At 45.5% G+C, this 15,594-nt stretch carries 18 protein-coding genes and 1 tRNA gene; 9 read left to right on the top strand and 10 right to left on the bottom strand.

Annotated features, from left to right (window positions below):
* Window positions 1–60 precede the first annotated feature (60 nt).
* Entirely contained in the window at window positions 61–651 is a 591-nt protein-coding gene (locus BLR50_RS06905) for a hypothetical protein (RefSeq protein ID WP_092639926.1), read from the top strand.
* A gap of 62 nt (window positions 652–713) precedes the next feature.
* Here the strand turns inward: BLR50_RS06905 and BLR50_RS06900 are convergent, their stop codons facing one another.
* A complete protein-coding gene (locus BLR50_RS06900) occupies window positions 714–1,130 on the bottom strand; it encodes a putative ABC transporter permease (protein WP_092639924.1) in 417 nt (138 codons plus the stop codon).
* Between the two features lie 232 nt (window positions 1,131–1,362).
* On the opposite strand from BLR50_RS06900, the gene BLR50_RS06895 reads away from it, so the two are divergent.
* The 4 genes from BLR50_RS06895 (at window position 1,363) to BLR50_RS06880 (ending at window position 3,053) form a co-directional block, all read left to right on the top strand.
* Entirely contained in the window at window positions 1,363–1,566 is a 204-nt protein-coding gene (locus tag BLR50_RS06895; RefSeq protein WP_092639922.1) for a hypothetical protein, read from the top strand.
* A gap of 33 nt (window positions 1,567–1,599) precedes the next feature.
* Window positions 1,600–1,752, top strand: a complete 153-nt coding sequence (locus tag BLR50_RS14280) for a molecular chaperone GroEL (protein WP_143008061.1) — start codon at window positions 1,600–1,602, stop codon at window positions 1,750–1,752.
* Between the two features lie 473 nt (window positions 1,753–2,225).
* Window positions 2,226–2,498: a zinc-ribbon domain containing protein gene (locus BLR50_RS06885; protein WP_092639920.1), complete on the top strand. Its 273-nt coding sequence runs from the start codon at window positions 2,226–2,228 to the stop codon at window positions 2,496–2,498.
* Between the two features lie 141 nt (window positions 2,499–2,639).
* The gene (locus tag BLR50_RS06880) at window positions 2,640–3,053 is read left to right on the top strand and encodes a hypothetical protein (protein WP_092639918.1); all 414 of its coding nucleotides are present in this window, start codon (window positions 2,640–2,642) and stop codon (window positions 3,051–3,053) included.
* A 235-nt stretch (window positions 3,054–3,288) separates the two neighbouring features.
* Here BLR50_RS06880 and BLR50_RS06875 read toward each other — a convergent pair whose 3' ends face one another.
* The 9 genes from BLR50_RS06875 to BLR50_RS06835 form a co-directional block, all read right to left on the bottom strand.
* A complete protein-coding gene (locus BLR50_RS06875) occupies window positions 3,289–5,670 on the bottom strand; it encodes an endonuclease MutS2 (protein ID WP_092639916.1) in 2,382 nt (793 codons plus the stop codon).
* 19 nt (window positions 5,671–5,689) lie between these two features.
* A complete protein-coding gene (gene recO, locus BLR50_RS06870) occupies window positions 5,690–6,463 on the bottom strand; it encodes a DNA repair protein RecO (protein WP_092639914.1) in 774 nt (257 codons plus the stop codon).
* Complete coding sequence (locus tag BLR50_RS06865) at window positions 6,426–6,578, bottom strand: YqzL family protein (RefSeq protein WP_242871707.1); 153 nt, start codon at window positions 6,576–6,578, stop codon at window positions 6,426–6,428. The genes recO and BLR50_RS06865 overlap by 38 nt, the downstream gene beginning before the upstream one ends.
* 163 nt (window positions 6,579–6,741) lie before the next feature.
* Complete coding sequence (gene era, locus BLR50_RS06860) at window positions 6,742–7,635, bottom strand: GTPase Era (RefSeq protein ID WP_092639910.1); 894 nt, start codon at window positions 7,633–7,635, stop codon at window positions 6,742–6,744.
* A complete protein-coding gene (locus BLR50_RS06855) occupies window positions 7,616–8,152 on the bottom strand; it encodes a diacylglycerol kinase family protein (protein WP_092639907.1) in 537 nt (178 codons plus the stop codon). Before BLR50_RS06855 ends, era begins: the two co-directional genes overlap by 20 nt.
* Window positions 8,142–8,648 carry an rRNA maturation RNase YbeY gene (ybeY, locus tag BLR50_RS06850; protein WP_092639904.1) on the bottom strand — a complete coding sequence of 169 codons (507 nt, stop codon included), beginning with the start codon at window positions 8,646–8,648 and terminating at the stop codon, window positions 8,142–8,144. Before ybeY ends, BLR50_RS06855 begins: the two co-directional genes overlap by 11 nt.
* Before the next feature lie 82 nt (window positions 8,649–8,730).
* Complete coding sequence (locus BLR50_RS06845; RefSeq protein ID WP_092639901.1) at window positions 8,731–9,702, bottom strand: PhoH family protein; 972 nt, start codon at window positions 9,700–9,702, stop codon at window positions 8,731–8,733.
* Window positions 9,703–9,860: 158 nt separating this feature from the next.
* Window positions 9,861–11,048 (bottom strand): sporulation protein YqfD, encoded by a 1,188-nt coding sequence (yqfD, locus tag BLR50_RS06840; protein ID WP_162840354.1) that lies wholly within the window; start codon window positions 11,046–11,048, stop codon window positions 9,861–9,863.
* 35 nt (window positions 11,049–11,083) lie between these two features.
* Window positions 11,084–11,398 carry a YabP/YqfC family sporulation protein gene (locus BLR50_RS06835; RefSeq protein WP_242871706.1) on the bottom strand — a complete coding sequence of 105 codons (315 nt, stop codon included), beginning with the start codon at window positions 11,396–11,398 and terminating at the stop codon, window positions 11,084–11,086.
* Window positions 11,399–11,552: 154 nt separating this feature from the next.
* Here BLR50_RS06835 and BLR50_RS06830 point away from each other — a divergent pair, with 154 nt between their 5' ends.
* The 4 genes from BLR50_RS06830 to BLR50_RS06805 all read left to right on the top strand — a co-directional run bounded on the left by BLR50_RS06830 (window position 11,553) and on the right by BLR50_RS06805 (window position 15,514).
* On the top strand, window positions 11,553–12,665 hold the full coding sequence (locus BLR50_RS06830; RefSeq protein WP_143008059.1) for a hypothetical protein: 1,113 nt from the start codon (window positions 11,553–11,555) through the stop codon (window positions 12,663–12,665).
* A gap of 431 nt (window positions 12,666–13,096) precedes the next feature.
* A complete protein-coding gene (locus tag BLR50_RS06820; protein ID WP_092639893.1) occupies window positions 13,097–14,344 on the top strand; it encodes an MFS transporter in 1,248 nt (415 codons plus the stop codon).
* A gap of 283 nt (window positions 14,345–14,627) precedes the next feature.
* Window positions 14,628–14,704: transfer RNA gene (locus BLR50_RS06815), tRNA-Ala, on the top strand.
* Between the two features lie 324 nt (window positions 14,705–15,028).
* Window positions 15,029–15,514, top strand: a complete 486-nt coding sequence (locus BLR50_RS06805) for a hypothetical protein (protein WP_092639889.1) — start codon at window positions 15,029–15,031, stop codon at window positions 15,512–15,514.
* The last annotated feature ends 80 nt before the right edge of the window (window positions 15,515–15,594 follow it).

Here is a 15,594-nt window from a genome sequence, read left to right as displayed (position 1 = left end):
AACCTGTGCGTTGCAAAATAAACTATCGGGCCGGCTGCACAGCGGCGGATTGGATGAAGTATGAACAGTCACATGCGCTTGTACCGGATGGTGATTGCAGCACTGCTCTGCGCCATCGGTATCGTTATCCCGATGTTTTCCCCGGTAAGACTAATCCTTGAGCCGGCCTCGTTTACGCTGGCCAGCCATGTTGCGGTTTTTATCGCAATGTTTATATCTCCCGCTGTAGCGGTATCAGTGTCGCTTGGCACTACGCTAGGCTTTTTCCTCGGCGGGTTCCCCATTGTTGTGGTGCTGCGTGCGTTGAGCCAGGTAATCTTTGTTACCATCGGCGCTTTATGGCTGAAAAGGCACCCATACACCCTGCTGAGCGTTAAATCAAACCTTGCCTTTAACTTTGTAATGGCGCTTATTCACGCGGGCTTTGAGGTGCTCGTGGTAATACCCTTCTACTTCAGCAATACCATGGCCAAGGGCTATTATGCCAAAGGCTTTGTGGTTGCCGTCATCCTGTTGGTTGGGGTCGGTACCATTATCCACAGCAGTATTGATTTCTACATCTCTTGGCTGCTGTGGAAGGCGGTAAACCGTAACCGCTTTACCGCCGAACTGTTTACGGCTAAGCCAAAAAGGCCGGAAGCCACGACTTAACTAAAAATATATCGATGAATATCAATAGGCCTCCCTGCCAGGAACAGGGAGGCCTTGTTTTCTTACAGGAGTTTATAATGAGGACGTTCCTCGCCAAACAGCTTATAGCGCATATAATCATCCAGTACAATCCCCACAAGCGAGAGGAAGAACCACGCGCAGAAGAATACCAAGCATATCTGCCCGTTAACATTATAAGGCATGTCGCTGTAGTTCCACACCCCAAGCCGAAACCAATCGTTAATCACCGTACCGGATACAAACTCCAATGCTGTGATAATTACTGCCGAAATCAGCATCTGGCTGGTAAGCGCTATCTCATACGGAAAGACCTCGTTAACAGCTCCAATCAGCACAAAACACAAACCACCGACAATTAACATCGTCCAGTGCGTATTGCCGCGGAACATGATCTCGATTAGCCCATAGGCCACCGCACCAAAGCAAAACAGATAGAATTCCTTAAAAAAGAGCTTCATTGTTAAAATCCTGCCTTTCGGGAACATGAAAGTCTATTTTTCAGCTACTTCTCCCTTTATTCCTTAAAAATGATTACCGGATTAGTATCTCAAGCTTTTACGGATTCAACCCCATTTGCTAACGGTAATTTGAACCGCTATATCCATATCATTTAACTGTTTGTTGGGTATGACCGTATTTGCCTTGGTAATACTAAATTTGATTAAACATTGAAAGGATTGTTGATACGATATGTTAGACGCAGAGGATAAACGGGGCCTGCCGCTTGGCTTTGGTATGGCACTTGCACAGAACACCGAGGCACTGAACCATTTTGGCTCCCTTACCAAAGAGCAGCAGCAAAGGGTTATTGATCGCACAAAAACAATACGGTCTAAAAGCGAGATGAAGCAGTATATAGCGCAGCTTGCGCAAAACCCATCGGCCTTTTACTAGGAAAAAATATTAAGATAAGGACGTGAGCTTGGAATGACCGTATATGACGAGAATATCCCCGGTTTTCGGGAGTATTTCGAGTCGCTGCCCATTCAGGTTAAGAATAAAATTTTGGAATCGGGTGTTGAAATCTCAACACTGGGGGAACTAATGCAGATTGCAGAGCATTTTAAGGCTGAGCTATAAACAGCAAACACTCAGGCAAGTTTTGTAACAATCTAGGTTTTTTAGGCATATGATGCATCAAAAGGAGATGATAATATGCCTGAAATGCGTGACCATGGCGAGTGCTCAGATATCCGCTGGCGACGTCGGCGCTGGTACCCAAGGCCCAGATGGCCATGGATGTGGCAGTGCCCCAATTGTCCACCGCGTCCTCCGTTTCCTCCCGGGCCTCCACCCCCGCCCCCGCCTCCAAGACCCCCGTGGCCTCCGGGACCGCCACCTCCTCCCCCGCCTCCCCCACCGTGGAGACCGCGATAAAATCTAAGCAATTACTACTTAAAGCAGCAAAGCTTAGGCCTTGCTGCTTTCAATTGTAAATAATCTAAAAAGGATGAAATTTCCGAATATAAAAATTTGACAATTTGATTATTATGCTGTATACTAAGTGTTAATGCGGAGTATATCCGTCATAATAAAAAAAAGAGGTATTTCCATTGAACCATCAAGACAAAACACTGGTATGTAAAGACTGTGGCAACGAGTTCGTGTTCACAGCAAGCGAGCAGGATTTTTACGAGGAGAAAGGCTTTACCAATGAGCCTCAGCGCTGCAAGAGCTGCCGCGATGCCCGTAAGAATAACGGAAGGCCCCAGCGCGAAATGTTCGACGCTGTATGCGCTTCCTGCGGGAAAACCTGCAAGGTTCCCTTCCAGCCCAGAAACGATCGTCCTGTTTACTGCAGCGATTGCTTCTCGAGCCAGAGATAACCCTTAACACCGCACTTACAAACACGTCCCTTTGGGGGGCGTGTTTTTTTGTTTGCATTCTTTTCACAAGTAATATTTAAGCCGTTAATAATTATTATGTATGGTAATATAAATAGAATGTTAACAAGGAGCATAGATACAATGGGGTTTTTCTCGCAGCTGCGCTACCGTTTACAACAATGGATGTATGGCCGAAACGGGGTGGATCTACTTTCGCGCGACCTGAATATCCTTGCATTTATACTGATGTTTTTAGATATTCTGTTAAGAACGCATATCATCTACTGGGTGGGGTTTGCGGTTTTGGTACTGGCTTTCTTCCGTGTGCTTTCCCGCAATATTCCAAAGCGTACGGCAGAGAATATAAAGTACTTATCATTTAGAAACCGCATAAAGGGTTGGTTTACAACAAAGCGGCAGCAGTTTGCCAATCGCAAGTACTACCGCTACTTTATCTGTAAGACCTGCAGGCAAAAGCTGCGGGTGCCAAGAGGTAAAGGAAAGATCGAGATATCCTGCCCCAAATGCGGGAATCATTTTATAAAGGTAACCTGAAAAGAAAGTGATTTCGTTCTACTAAGCTGATGCAGGGGTGTATCGCGCATTTTGTGTAAACTCCGGCATCGAACGTAGAATGGAGCCTAACAAAACAGAACCACATAAAAATCAGCGCCCATGAATTTACATGGGCACTGATTTTTATAGCATTACAGTAAATACCAATTATACTTGTGATTGTTTGAGATTACATATACATTCAATGGTTTATCAGGAAGCTCTATAAGATCGATTATTTTAATGTTGCAATTGTTACGCCAGACTCGCCTTCACCATAAACACCCAAACGATACGATTCAATATTGGGGTGAGTTTTCAGGTGTGCCTGTACGCCCTTACGAAGTACGCCGGTGCCTTTGCCATGGATAATAGAGATAACCTCTAAATGCAGCAGTACGCATTCATCAATGAAACGGTCAAGCTCCATAAGCGCTTCTTCCAAATTCATGCCACGCAGATCCACCTCGGTTTTGGCCTGCATCTGCACGGTGCTCCTTACGTTACGCCTTGCATCGGGCTGCTCTGTGCGCTTACGCTTGCCTTCCACCAGTTTGAGGTTGGCAAGCGGGGTTTTGGTTTTCAGGATGCCCGCCTCTACTGCCACCATGCCATCCTTATCGGGTAGACGAACAACCGTTCCCTCCTGATCAACATCCATCAGTAATACTGTATCCCCCACCTTTAACGCGCGGGGCAGTACATAGTTTTCGTCCTTCTTCGTAATAACAGGATCAGCCGTTGCCTGCAGCTTGGAAACCTTTGAATTGAATTGTGCCTTTGCCTCGGCAGCCATGCGCGTAAACGCCTCGTTATCCTTCTGCTTTTTTAGCTCCGTCAGCTCATCAATCAGCTGCTGGGCTTCATACCGCACACGTTCAACAATATTTCTGGCTTCCCGGCGTGCCCGTTCCAGTTCTTTTTCCTTTTCTAGCTCAAGCTTTTTCTTGTGATTTTGTATCTCAGCATTTGCAGTCTCAGCATCCCAGCGCTGGCGCTGCGCAAGCTCCTTTTCCTTTTCAAGCTGCTGGCGGGTTTGCTCCAGACCGGATACCACATCCTCGAAACGAGTGTTTTCGCTGGAAACCATCGCACGCGCTCTATCGATTATAGAACCGTCCAGCCCCAGACGCTGCGAAATGGCAAACGCGTTGGAGCGCCCGGGCACACCGATGAGCAGCTTATAGGTGGGGCGCAGGGTCTCTACATCAAACTCGCAGCAGGCATTCTCTACCCGCTGGGTCTCAAGCGCATAAACCTTTAATTCGGCATAATGCGTGGTAGCGGCTACCCGGCATTTGGCCCAGCGCAGATGGTCGAGAATCGAGATAGCCAGTGCCGCTCCCTCAACCGGGTCGGTACCCGCACCAAGCTCATCCAGCAGCACCAGCGTGTGTTCATCCGCCGCCTGCAGGATAGCAATGATATTTGTCATATGAGATGAAAAGGTAGAAAGGCTTTGTTCAATGCTCTGCTCATCCCCGATGTCGGCAAGCACCTTTTCATACAGACCAATGGTACTGCCCTCGGCACAGGGCAACAGCAACCCACACATCGCCATAAGCGTAAACAGCCCTATGGTCTTCAGTGTAACGGTTTTACCGCCGGTATTGGGGCCAGTAACCACTAAGGCATCAAACTGCTGCCCAAGACGAATATCGGTAGGTATAACCTTTTCACGGTCAATCAGCGGGTGGCGTGCCTTTTTAAGCTCAATTACACCGTTAGCTGAAAGGTTCGGCCTTGTTGCGCGCATACGGTCTGCAAGCCTTGCCTTGGAAAAATACAGATCAATATCAATTAAGCAGTCATAGCTGCCACAGGTTGCATCGGCATATTCGGCGCACTCAGCGCTAAGCTGTGCCAATATACGCTCAATCTCCGCCTTTTCTTTAGTTTGAAGTACACGGATTTCATTGTTAGCCTCCACCACAGCCATGGGCTCAATAAACAGGGTAGCGCCGCTGGAAGAGGTATCGTGCACCAGCCCCTTTACCTCGTTGCGATATTCCACACGAACCGGCAGTACAAACCGCCCATCACGAATTGTTACAATAGCCTCCTGAAGATACTTCTGGTAGGTCTGCGAACGCACCATTCCCTCGAGCTGTTCACGCACACGCATACCTGCGCCTTTAATCTTTCTGCGAAGCTCGGCGAGCTCAGGGCTTGCGTTATCATCCATCTCATCCTCTGAAAGGATTGAGGTGAAAATCTTTTCCTCCAGCTTTTTATTGGGGACTAATGATTCAAACAGAAAATCAAGCGTTGTTGAAATACCTTCGCATCGCTTCTTCCATTCGGTTAGCGACCGGATGCAGCGCAGCACCTCGGCGATTGAGAGTAATTCCCCCATAGAAAGTACCGCTCCGGCGCCGGCTCGCCTGAGCATCCCCTTGGGGTTTGCCACACCGGATAACGTCGGTGCTCCAAAGCGCTGCAACAGCATATACGCGTCGTTAGCTTTATCAAGCTCGGCATTAACGGTATTATAATCGGATGACGGCTTTATCTCCAAAGCTAAGCCGTATGTATCCTTACAGCTTGCCTGTTCGGCAAGCAGGGTGAGTATCTTAGGCAGTTCCAATGCCCTATAATGTCTTTCAAAATCAGGCATGATAATTCCTTTCGTTTATTCAAACTATAGCTTCCCCTTCATTTGCAGGGGAAAGTGAATTTAAGAAGTCCAGCGATTTAAACCCATGCCCTACCTGGCAAAGCAGATAGGCCTCACAAACCCTAGCCAACTGGCTTAAGCTCTCATCTGCCAGCGTAAAGTTAAAAAGCTTATTAAACTCGCTGTAGATAATATAACGCATGGCGGTTAATACTGCGGGCGGCAGCAGCATATAAGGCTCGGTAATGGCCGACTTCGCACAGTCGGCACATAAAAGCTTGGCGCTTCTTAGTAGAAAATACATTTGGGCAGCCTCATAGCAGGAACAGCTTTCACAGCAAACCAAATTAGGCATGTATCCGGCAAGTGAAAGAATGCGAAGCTCATATAACGGCTTAATAAACCGAACCGAACGGGTACCGGTGTTTAAAAAATGCATTGAGTTTAACAGCAAACGCAAATAACCCTCTGCCTCGTCCTCCTCCGGGGCGAGGCATTGGGTAAGCTCACAAAGATATCCGGCCAGTGATAGACTGTCTATATCATTTCGAATGCCATAAAAAACGTTTAGTGTTTCTGCTGAGTCTACCGTATAGTGGTCTTTACCCTTATACAGCTGGAATCCCGAATAGTTAAACGTTTGTGTTGCCGCCATCAGTTTGCTTTTAAGCCGTTTGGCGCCGTTGGCAAACGCGGTAATAACGCCTCTGTCACGCGTAAGAATGGTGAGCACTCGGTCGGCTTCGTCAACGTCCCTAACCTTTAGCACCACTCCCTCGGTACATATCTGCATCCTGGGGTTCCTCGCTTTCGGCCAAACCTTGAAGAAATTGATTATCCTTATAAAGAAGATAAGCCTCTACGCTGCCGGTGTCTTCAAAAATTCTCCACAGAGCTTCCCTGTCCACAATAACCCCTCCATATAATCAACAATCACCGTTTTGTTCAAAGGGTTGACGAATCAGCTCTCTTCACAGCGGTGTATTAAGATTGTTGCCCTGAGCGGGGTTTATATGTGCGGCAATGTAGACCATATTCTTACTAAGCTGCTGCAAAATCGGTCTTGCGGGCTTAGTTGTAACCTAGTGAACGAACGGCGCTTTCCTTGTTGCGCCAATCATCCTTAACCTTTACCCAGGTCTTTAAATTAACTTTTATGTCCAGAAAATCTTCCAGTTCTTTTCTGGCTTGGGTTGCAACCTTTTTTAACATCGCGCCGCCCTTACCGATAATAATGCCCTTATGCGATTCCTTTTCGCAGTAGATAACCGCATCAATATCAATGATATCGGCTCCTTCGCGTTCCTTCATGGATTCGATCTCTACCGCCGTGCCGTGCGGTACCTCGTCTGAAAGATTGCGCAGCAGCTTTTCGCGAATAATCTCGGCAGCAATAACACGCTCGGGTTGATCGGTCATGGTATCACCCGGGAAGAAATGCGGCCCTTCCTGCGCAAGCTTATCCAGCTCTTTCAAAAGGATTTCAACCCCCTCGCCGGTTTTCGCCGATAAGGGGATGACGCTTTCAAACTCAAACAAGCTGCGGTACTGATCGATTCGTTGAATAATCTGTTCCTTTTGCGCTAAGGTATCGATTTTATTGATAACGAGCAGTGCGGGAATATGCAACGATTTAAAGCTGTCTATCAACTCCAGCTCCGCCTTTGCGGGTTCACCCTGAAAATCAACCACTAAAACCGCGGTATCCACATCGGCAACCGAATCGTCCACCTGTTTTACCATATACTCGTCCAGCTTTGTTTTCGGCTTATGCAGGCCGGGGGTATCGATAAATACAAACTGCGTGGATTCCTTGGTAAGTACCCCGGTAATCCTTGTTCTTGTTGTTTGCGGCTTATTACTTACAATGGCAATCTTCTCGCCAATCATACTGTTTAACAGCGAGGATTTCCCCGCGTTGGGTTTGCCGACTATTGCTACAAACTCACTTTTGGTTTTGAGCATCTTTTCCTCCGTAATTTAAGTTGTTAGAACTCTCAGCCTTATTGGCCCATCTGCCTGCCTTAACAATAAACAGTATTGCAACAGCTACAGAAAGCAGCAGTAGCACAACTCTCACCCAACTGGCAGCAAAATACAATAAGATGTTTTGTATGATACCAATGTCAAAAAACAGAATGACACCCACAACCACCGCCGAAAATGCAGCCACCAAAACCGCACCTGCCGCTACATCCTTCGCAATCTTGGCAAGTCTTGCATAGGCATCGGTAACAAGGTCTACCACTGTTTCGATAGCTGTGTTGAGCATTTCGGTGGCTATTACAAAACAGATAGTGAGAATGAGCAGAATATACTCCGCACGGCTTAGACTGTAAAAGCGTGAAAAATAGAGTATATATAGTGTTACCACAAGATGAATACGGATATTTCGCTCGCTTACTATACTGCTTATGATACCCGTTATTGCATATTGAAAGCTTTTAACAAACCCTTTTAACCCACGTTCATTATTTTTCATCGGTTAAAACGTAGCTTTCGCCTCTGGGCAGCCCAAGGCTGGTAAGTACAGCTTCTTCCTTCTCGCGCATCCGCACCAGTTCCATGCCGCCATCCTCATGGTCGTACCCAATCAGGTGCAGCATAGAGTGTACAGTAAGATATGCCACCTCGCGCCGCAAGGAATGCCCGTACATCTCTGCCTGCTCAACGGCTTTCTCCATTGAGATCACGATATCGCCAAGCATATATGCACCGGTTTCCTGATTCATATCATATATGCCGTTTTCACCAAGCGGAAACGACAGTACGTCGGTAGGCATGTCCTTTTGCCGGTACTGACTGTTCAAGCTTTGGATATTCTCGTTATCCACAAAGCTGACACTCACCTCATAGTTCCCGCTCATGTTTTCCTGCTCCAGCACCGCATGACAGCAACGCCTGATTAGCAGCCGAATACCGGTAGGAATCTTTATCTTTTTTTGTCGGTTGGATATTAATGCTTTAATTCTCTCCATTGTTTTACCTTTCCTTTCTGGCAATACCAAACTATCGCCATTCAACTATTCGGTATTCCTTACCTGTAAAGAATCTCGTATTTTATCTTACATGCTTCTTTTCATCATAATACTTTTCATACGCACGGATAATCCTTTGCACCAGCACATGCCGAACTACATCCTTTTGAGTAAGATATATCATTCCTATATCTTCCACGTCCTTTAAGATCTTGCTTGCTTCGATCAGGCCCGAACGTTTTTCTTCGGGGAGGTCAATCTGCGTTATGTCACCGGTAACTACCGCCTTAGAGTTTACACCCAGTCTGGTTAAAAACATCTTCATCTGCTCCGGCGTAGTATTCTGCGCTTCATCCAGTATAATAAACGAATCATCAAGGGTTCGCCCTCTCATATACGCAAGCGGTGCCACCTCGATATTGCCGCGTTCAACATATTTTTGATAATTCTCAGCTCCCAGCATATCGAACAGTGCATCATACAATGGGCGCAGATAAGGGTCAACCTTTGTTTGAAGATCACCGGGCAGAAAACCCAGCTTCTCACCCGCCTCCACCGCAGGACGAGTAAGTATAATCCGGTTTACCTCATGCGCGCGAAAAGCGCGAACAGCCATGGCTACAGCAAGATAGGTTTTACCTGTTCCCGCCGGGCCTATGCTGAATACAATTATATTCTTCTTCATTAAATCTATATACTGCTTTTGGCCCAGTGTCTTACCTTTAATCTGTCGGCCTTTGGCAGTAATACAAACATTATCATCGGCAGCCAGCGAGCTGATCTGGTCTTCGTTCCCTTCACTGACCAGCGAAATCACATAACGGAGATTCTGCTCGTTGATTGTTTCACCCCGGCTTAAAAGCGTCAGCAGACCATCAATTACACGCGACGCATACATCACGCTGTCGGGCTCACCGCTTACCTTTATCTCATTCTCGCGGTTAACAACGCTGACACCATATTCCTGTTCAATAATCTTTATATTAGAATCGAAACTTCCGAAAAGGGCAAAGGTATGCTCCAGCCTGTCAATATTAATTACCTGTTCAATCATCAAGGCAATGCTCCGTTTCTTTAGCTTTTTCCGATACCTTTATTGTGTTCGCTTTAATTCGTTTCGCTGCAAAAATATGTATTAAAAAATGATTTAATATTTGAACAACCTACATTCTAAAGAATTATATCATAATTTTCCTTAAAAAAACAGCAATATTATTCTAAATTTTGTACCAGAATTTCTTGCTCTTTTGCTATATCAACATTTGCCACCATATCCACCTTTACCAGATACCTGTTATTCATCTTCTTAACATCAATAATACGAGATATTATCTCTGCATCCTTCAGTTCGTCTTTTTCAAACTTTTTTACAAGCAGCAAAACTGCGCCTTTTGCCTTTTCTTCGGTTACAGGCACTTTTTTACTGATTACTTCCCGATAACGCTCTTCTTTATAGATTACGGGAAGCTCTATACCAAACAGCGAAAGTGTATCCTTGGCGGTTTCCAGCCGATAATCAAACTCGGTACTACCGCAAAACCAGATGGGTATGTCGGTATTTAAAAACGAAAGCAGTCGTTTCGTTCTCTCTTTTCCGGTATACCGCGTGACCTCGGTAACCAGCGGAACATCATATTCGCGGTGCTCCTGAACCTGTGCAATTACCTTAGCGCCTGCGTGCTTAATCGTATTGTTTCCAGATTTATCCTCGATTATTCCGCTTACCAGGATATCCCCGGCCTTAACCACATCACCCTTTTTAACCATAGACTCCCCGTCATACACTTCCATTTTAAGTATCTGCCCAGATCTTGCCGCAACGATATTGCATGGTATATCAACCGGTTCCATCTTCGGCTCTTTGGTACGCTCCTTCACCTCTACAACCGCGGTTGTTCCGCTGAGATTGATTGTTAGCCACGAAAGATCGTCAAGTGCAAGCAAAAGCCTTTGCTTGGCTGCAGGTATATCAATATTGTTTTTATACCCGCCAACCTTTATGCCTTCAACCTCAAGTGCTTTTAAGATTTCAAACCTCGACACCTCTACATTGCCAACAACCTCTACCGACCAGATAAACTGTGACATGAGCATGATAAAGCCGATGAATATGGCAACCCCCAGCAATAATCCTGCTCGTTTACGGTATTTTCTGGCGCGAAACGGAAGACCAAAACGGTTGTTCAGCCGCAGCCTTACGCCGGATTTCTTTGCCGGGGTTCTTAACCGCTTATAATCTTTTGCAACAGTACAGGCAGTTAGTACCTCATCTTTTCTGCTGATATTCCATATACTGATTCCGGCACGGGTTACAAGGTTTAGAAACCGTTCCGCAAATGCACCGATGACCGTAAAAGAAACGTATCCCTTTAGCCATCTGACTAATTTTACGATAAACAAAGGCGGCGCCCCTCTCTTTATATCCCGTCTGCCAACTAGGTGAGAAACTCAATTCCTGTTAAAAAGCCTTCTATCGCGAGTGATTCCCCCGAAAGGCATTTCAAGGTGAGCCCTCTACCGGAAAATTTCAGTACCATTCGGCCCGCATTGATTTTAATACAATCCTCACTGTATTCCAAAACGCCCTGCGAGCCGTCTAAGGTTATCTCACGGTTTCCCATAATCTCCATCTGGGCGGATTTTGACAACGCCGTTTCAGGAAACTGGAGCATTTTGGCAACCTTAACAGCCCCTCTTTGCGCAATCTCCCTTTTACTCCTTTTCTCGGCTTCTCTTTCCCTTCGCGTCATATATAAAACCAAGCCTTCCTTCAGCGACGCCCGAAAGGCGCACAATATAATTTATACAACATTAAATATATATTGAAGAATGGCTAATTTTATAATCAAACTATCCATATATATGGAATAACTGACGTCAATTGGGGGTTGTGTAATGGAGGGTATGAATAAAACCGGCTTGAAAAAGGCAGTTATTCTTTCTGTATTTGTTACTGTTCTTGCACTGCTCTATTTTCTAAACAGTACCGCCGTCATTTCCGGGGTAAAGGAAGGGCTCGCGGCCTGCGTTAACGCCGTAATTCCTTCCCTTTTTCCGTTTATGGTTCTTTGCTCGTTTTTAATAAACAGTAGGTTATCTGACACATTATCAAGGCCACTATCCTTTTTTACCGCTAAAATTCTGCATCTGCCCAAATATACAGGCACTATTATTCTATTAAGCTTGATTGGAGGCTACCCCATCGGGGCCCGTTCAATCGCTGCTCTGTGCCGGGATAAACGTCTGGATGCTAAAACCGCCGCCCGAATGCTCTGCTTTTGCGTAAATGCGGGGCCTGCGTTTTTAATAACTGCCGTAGGAACAAAGATGTTCGGCAACCCTTACACCGGAGTGATTATCTTTGCCGCCCAGACAATCGCAAGCATTATTATCGCAATATTCTCAGGTATTAAAATGAAAGGAGCAGAAAAAAAGGTGCTTTTAGACAGTTATACCAATACAACTGCTCCACTGGCCGAAGCATTCGTGGAAGCTGTAACCGGATCTGCACTGGGTATTCTAAGCATCTGCGGTTTTGTGGTGATTTTTTCTGCAATACTTGCACTTTTAAAAGAGCTGCCGCTAGCCGCCGGAATCTATACTTTTCTACCATTGGACCTACGCTCATGGGGTATGGCTGTATTTACCGGCGTCTTTGAGGTAACGTTGGGGTGTGCTTCAACTGCCGCCATTTCTGGGAGCTCAGCCGTTATATTGGCCTGCGCGCTCTGTTCCTTTGGTGGTTTATCTGTTATTTGCCAAGTAACAGCCTTCTTTAATGGATTGAAAGTCAGCATGAGGCCGTATATTCTATCAAGATTTGTGCACATACCATTATCCTGCCTGATTGCAGCCGGGTTACAGGCGTTATTCCCCGGAGCAATAGCAGTCTTTTCATTTACTCCGGAAAGCCCTTTGACTGCTTACGGCCTTTCTGGCCCCCCTTTAGCCGCCGGTGTACTTTTGGTACTGTGCATCGCACTCATACTATTTAAAAAAGATAGACCAATTCTCTAATTTTTGGTATAATAATATTGAGTTAAGAAAAGATTGGGGATGTGCTTTTGAAAATGTTGTATTTTGGGAAAGAAATTGAACCCTCCTGCGAATACTGCATTTACTACAATATCGCAGAAAACGTCACCTTACACAGCTGCCGCAAAAAACAGGCATCTGTTCTAACTGGAAGCTGTAAACGTTTTGAGTATGACCCGCTGAAACGTAAGCCCAAAAGAATACTAACGCTTCCGCAATACTCCGCGGAGGATTTTAAGCTATAACCATCTGTATTAAATACATAACCCAACTATAGATGTTTTTTACCACCGCTTTACGTCTTATTTAACAAAATTCATTGTGACATAACCTAAAATATGTTACACTTAGCATAAATTAAGTTAGCAGCGCCTAAAACAAGATTTTAGTCTTAGGATTGGAGCGGGAAAACAATGAAACTGTCGAAAGCGGAGAAAAGCTGGGTATTATATGACGTGGCAAATTCGGCATTTACCATGATAATATCTACCACAATTCCCATCTACTTTAGGTCGTTGGTGGAGAACTCTGGAGCAGACCCTTCAACCGCAACCGGTATCTGGGGAATTGTAACCTCGATAGCCATAGCCATCATGGCTATTCTATCACCTATTCTAGGTGCAATTGCGGATTACAAGGGTATGAAGAAGAAGATGTTTATCCTCTTTCTTGTTATCGGGTTAATCGGCGGGCTATCACTTTCGGTTACCTCAGACTGGGTTGCATACCTGCTGGTGTTTGTGCTTGCCAGAGTAGGCTATACGGCCTGCAATGTTTTTTATGACTCCATGCTCACCGATGTTACCAACGATGAACGTATTGATTATATCTCCGCTGCAGGCTATGCGTGGGGATATATCGGCAGCTGTATTCCCTTCATAGCCGGTATTGCAGTTATCTTCTTAAAACCGTTCGGAATGTCAACCGGTATGGCAACGCAGATCTCGTTTCTATTCGCCGTGCTTTGGTGGGGGCTTTTAACCATTCCGCTTCTGAAGAATGTTAAGCAGGTCTTTTTTCTGGAAAACCGCCAGGATAAGATTACACACGCCTTCTCGCGCCTTGGCGCTACCTTAAAAAAGATTGTAAAAGAAAGAATCCTGCTTTACTTTATTGTGGCATATTTCTTCTACATAGACGGCGTTTACACCATCATTTCAATGGCTACCACCTATGGCGGTGAGGTTGGCATTGACAGTACCAGTATGATTCTGGCGCTACTGCTTACCCAGTTCGTAGCCTTCCCGTTTGCAATTCTTGCCGGAAAACTCGGCACAAAATTTGGCGCTATGAAAATGATTAAAATATATATCGTCTGGTATATTGCTATCTGCCTGTTTGGCTTCCAGCTAGATCAGCAATGGGAGTTTTGGGTGCTTGCCGTTGCCGTTGGGCTTGCGCAGGGCGGTGTACAGTCTCTCTCTCGTTCCTACTTCGGCAAGCTGATTCCTAAGGAAGAATCGAATGAATATTTCGGCTTCTTTGATATCTTCGGTAAGTTTGCGGATTTTTTCGGGCCACTGATTTTATCGGCTTCCGCTTTTATCTTTAAGGCATCGAAGTATGGTGTTTTAGCCTTGATTGTGCTGTTTATTATAGGCTTTATATTCCTTTCATTAATTCCAAAGAATGATACTGTTGATTTCATCAAACCGGAATAATATTTATATCCTCTTCAGGCCCTCGACAGTAGTTTGAGGGCCTGAATTTTTTTATAATAAAACTATTGACGAAGTTAATTGTATTTAGTATAATAATTAACGTCGCATGAGACACGGGGGTATAGCTCAGCTGGGAGAGCGCTTGTAACGAATGTACTACCTCAGTATAATAATTCTTTTTGTGGTGATGTAGCTCACTTGGGAGCGCAAGCAGTGTGCTCACGTATCCTCAATCACAAAAGTTAATATCTTTATCCCCAAACCAACATGGGGGTATGAATACGGGGGCGTAGCTCAGTCTGGGAGAGCGCTTGAATGGCATTCAAGAGGTCAAGGGTTCGATCCCCTCCGTCTCCACCAATCGAAAGAAACTCGTTTCTGTAAGGAAGCGAGTTTTTTGCTTTGTGCAGCGATATCAAGCCCTTCGTTGAATTGGTCAAGATTGATTTGGAAGTCAATGTGGAGCTTGTATCCACGATAAATTTCTACTCTGCTTATCAGGTAGTTGATGATCATTTTCTTGGCCTCGAAACTGTCAGTGTCGTACATCCCCGACCATGTAATAATTTCATTGTATTGTTCGTTCAGTTCAGCAAGAACATTCTGAAGCTCGGTACATTTAACTTCCGCTTCAGCAATCCGCGATGGACGCATATCTTTTGAAAAAGCATCAAGCTCAACGATGTGCAGAAGCTCTCATATGCTTACGATTCTCTTGCGAGATTAACCAACAAGACCATCAACGGGGCGAATAACTATGCGGTAGGCTATAGTTATGAGGATGTATCCGACAGCAAAACGACTACCCTGCTCTCCAGCATTAACAACGGCGGTAGCACACTCAGCTATACCTACGACAAACTGGGGAACATCGAGACCATCAGCGAAAACGGTAATCTGAAGGCCACCTACCACTACGATGCGTTAAGCCAGCTGACCAGAGAGGACAACCTGTGGCAGGATGAAACCATCGTTTACGCCTACGATGTCAGTGGTAACATTCAGAGTAAAGCAACGTATGCGTATACCGACCCGGCGGTGGAGCCTGCGAACGCCACCGATACTATCAATTACACCTACGGCGACAGCAACTGGAAGGATAAGCTGACGGCCTACAACGGGCAGTCCATCACCTATGATGAGATCGGCAATATGCTATGGTTATCGTAATTTCTTCCGCTTCAGAAACAGAATCCTTCATGTTTTTAGTCAGCAAAATGCTGCTTTGTCCTCTTAACGCTTCCTTCGCT

Origin of the sequence: Acetanaerobacterium elongatum (genome assembly GCF_900103835.1) — a bacterium.
Taxonomy (GTDB): domain Bacteria; phylum Bacillota; class Clostridia; order Oscillospirales; family Ruminococcaceae; genus Acetanaerobacterium; species Acetanaerobacterium elongatum.
Note: the sequence above shows the minus strand (reverse complement) of the source record. Positions and strands in the feature narration are given on the sequence as shown.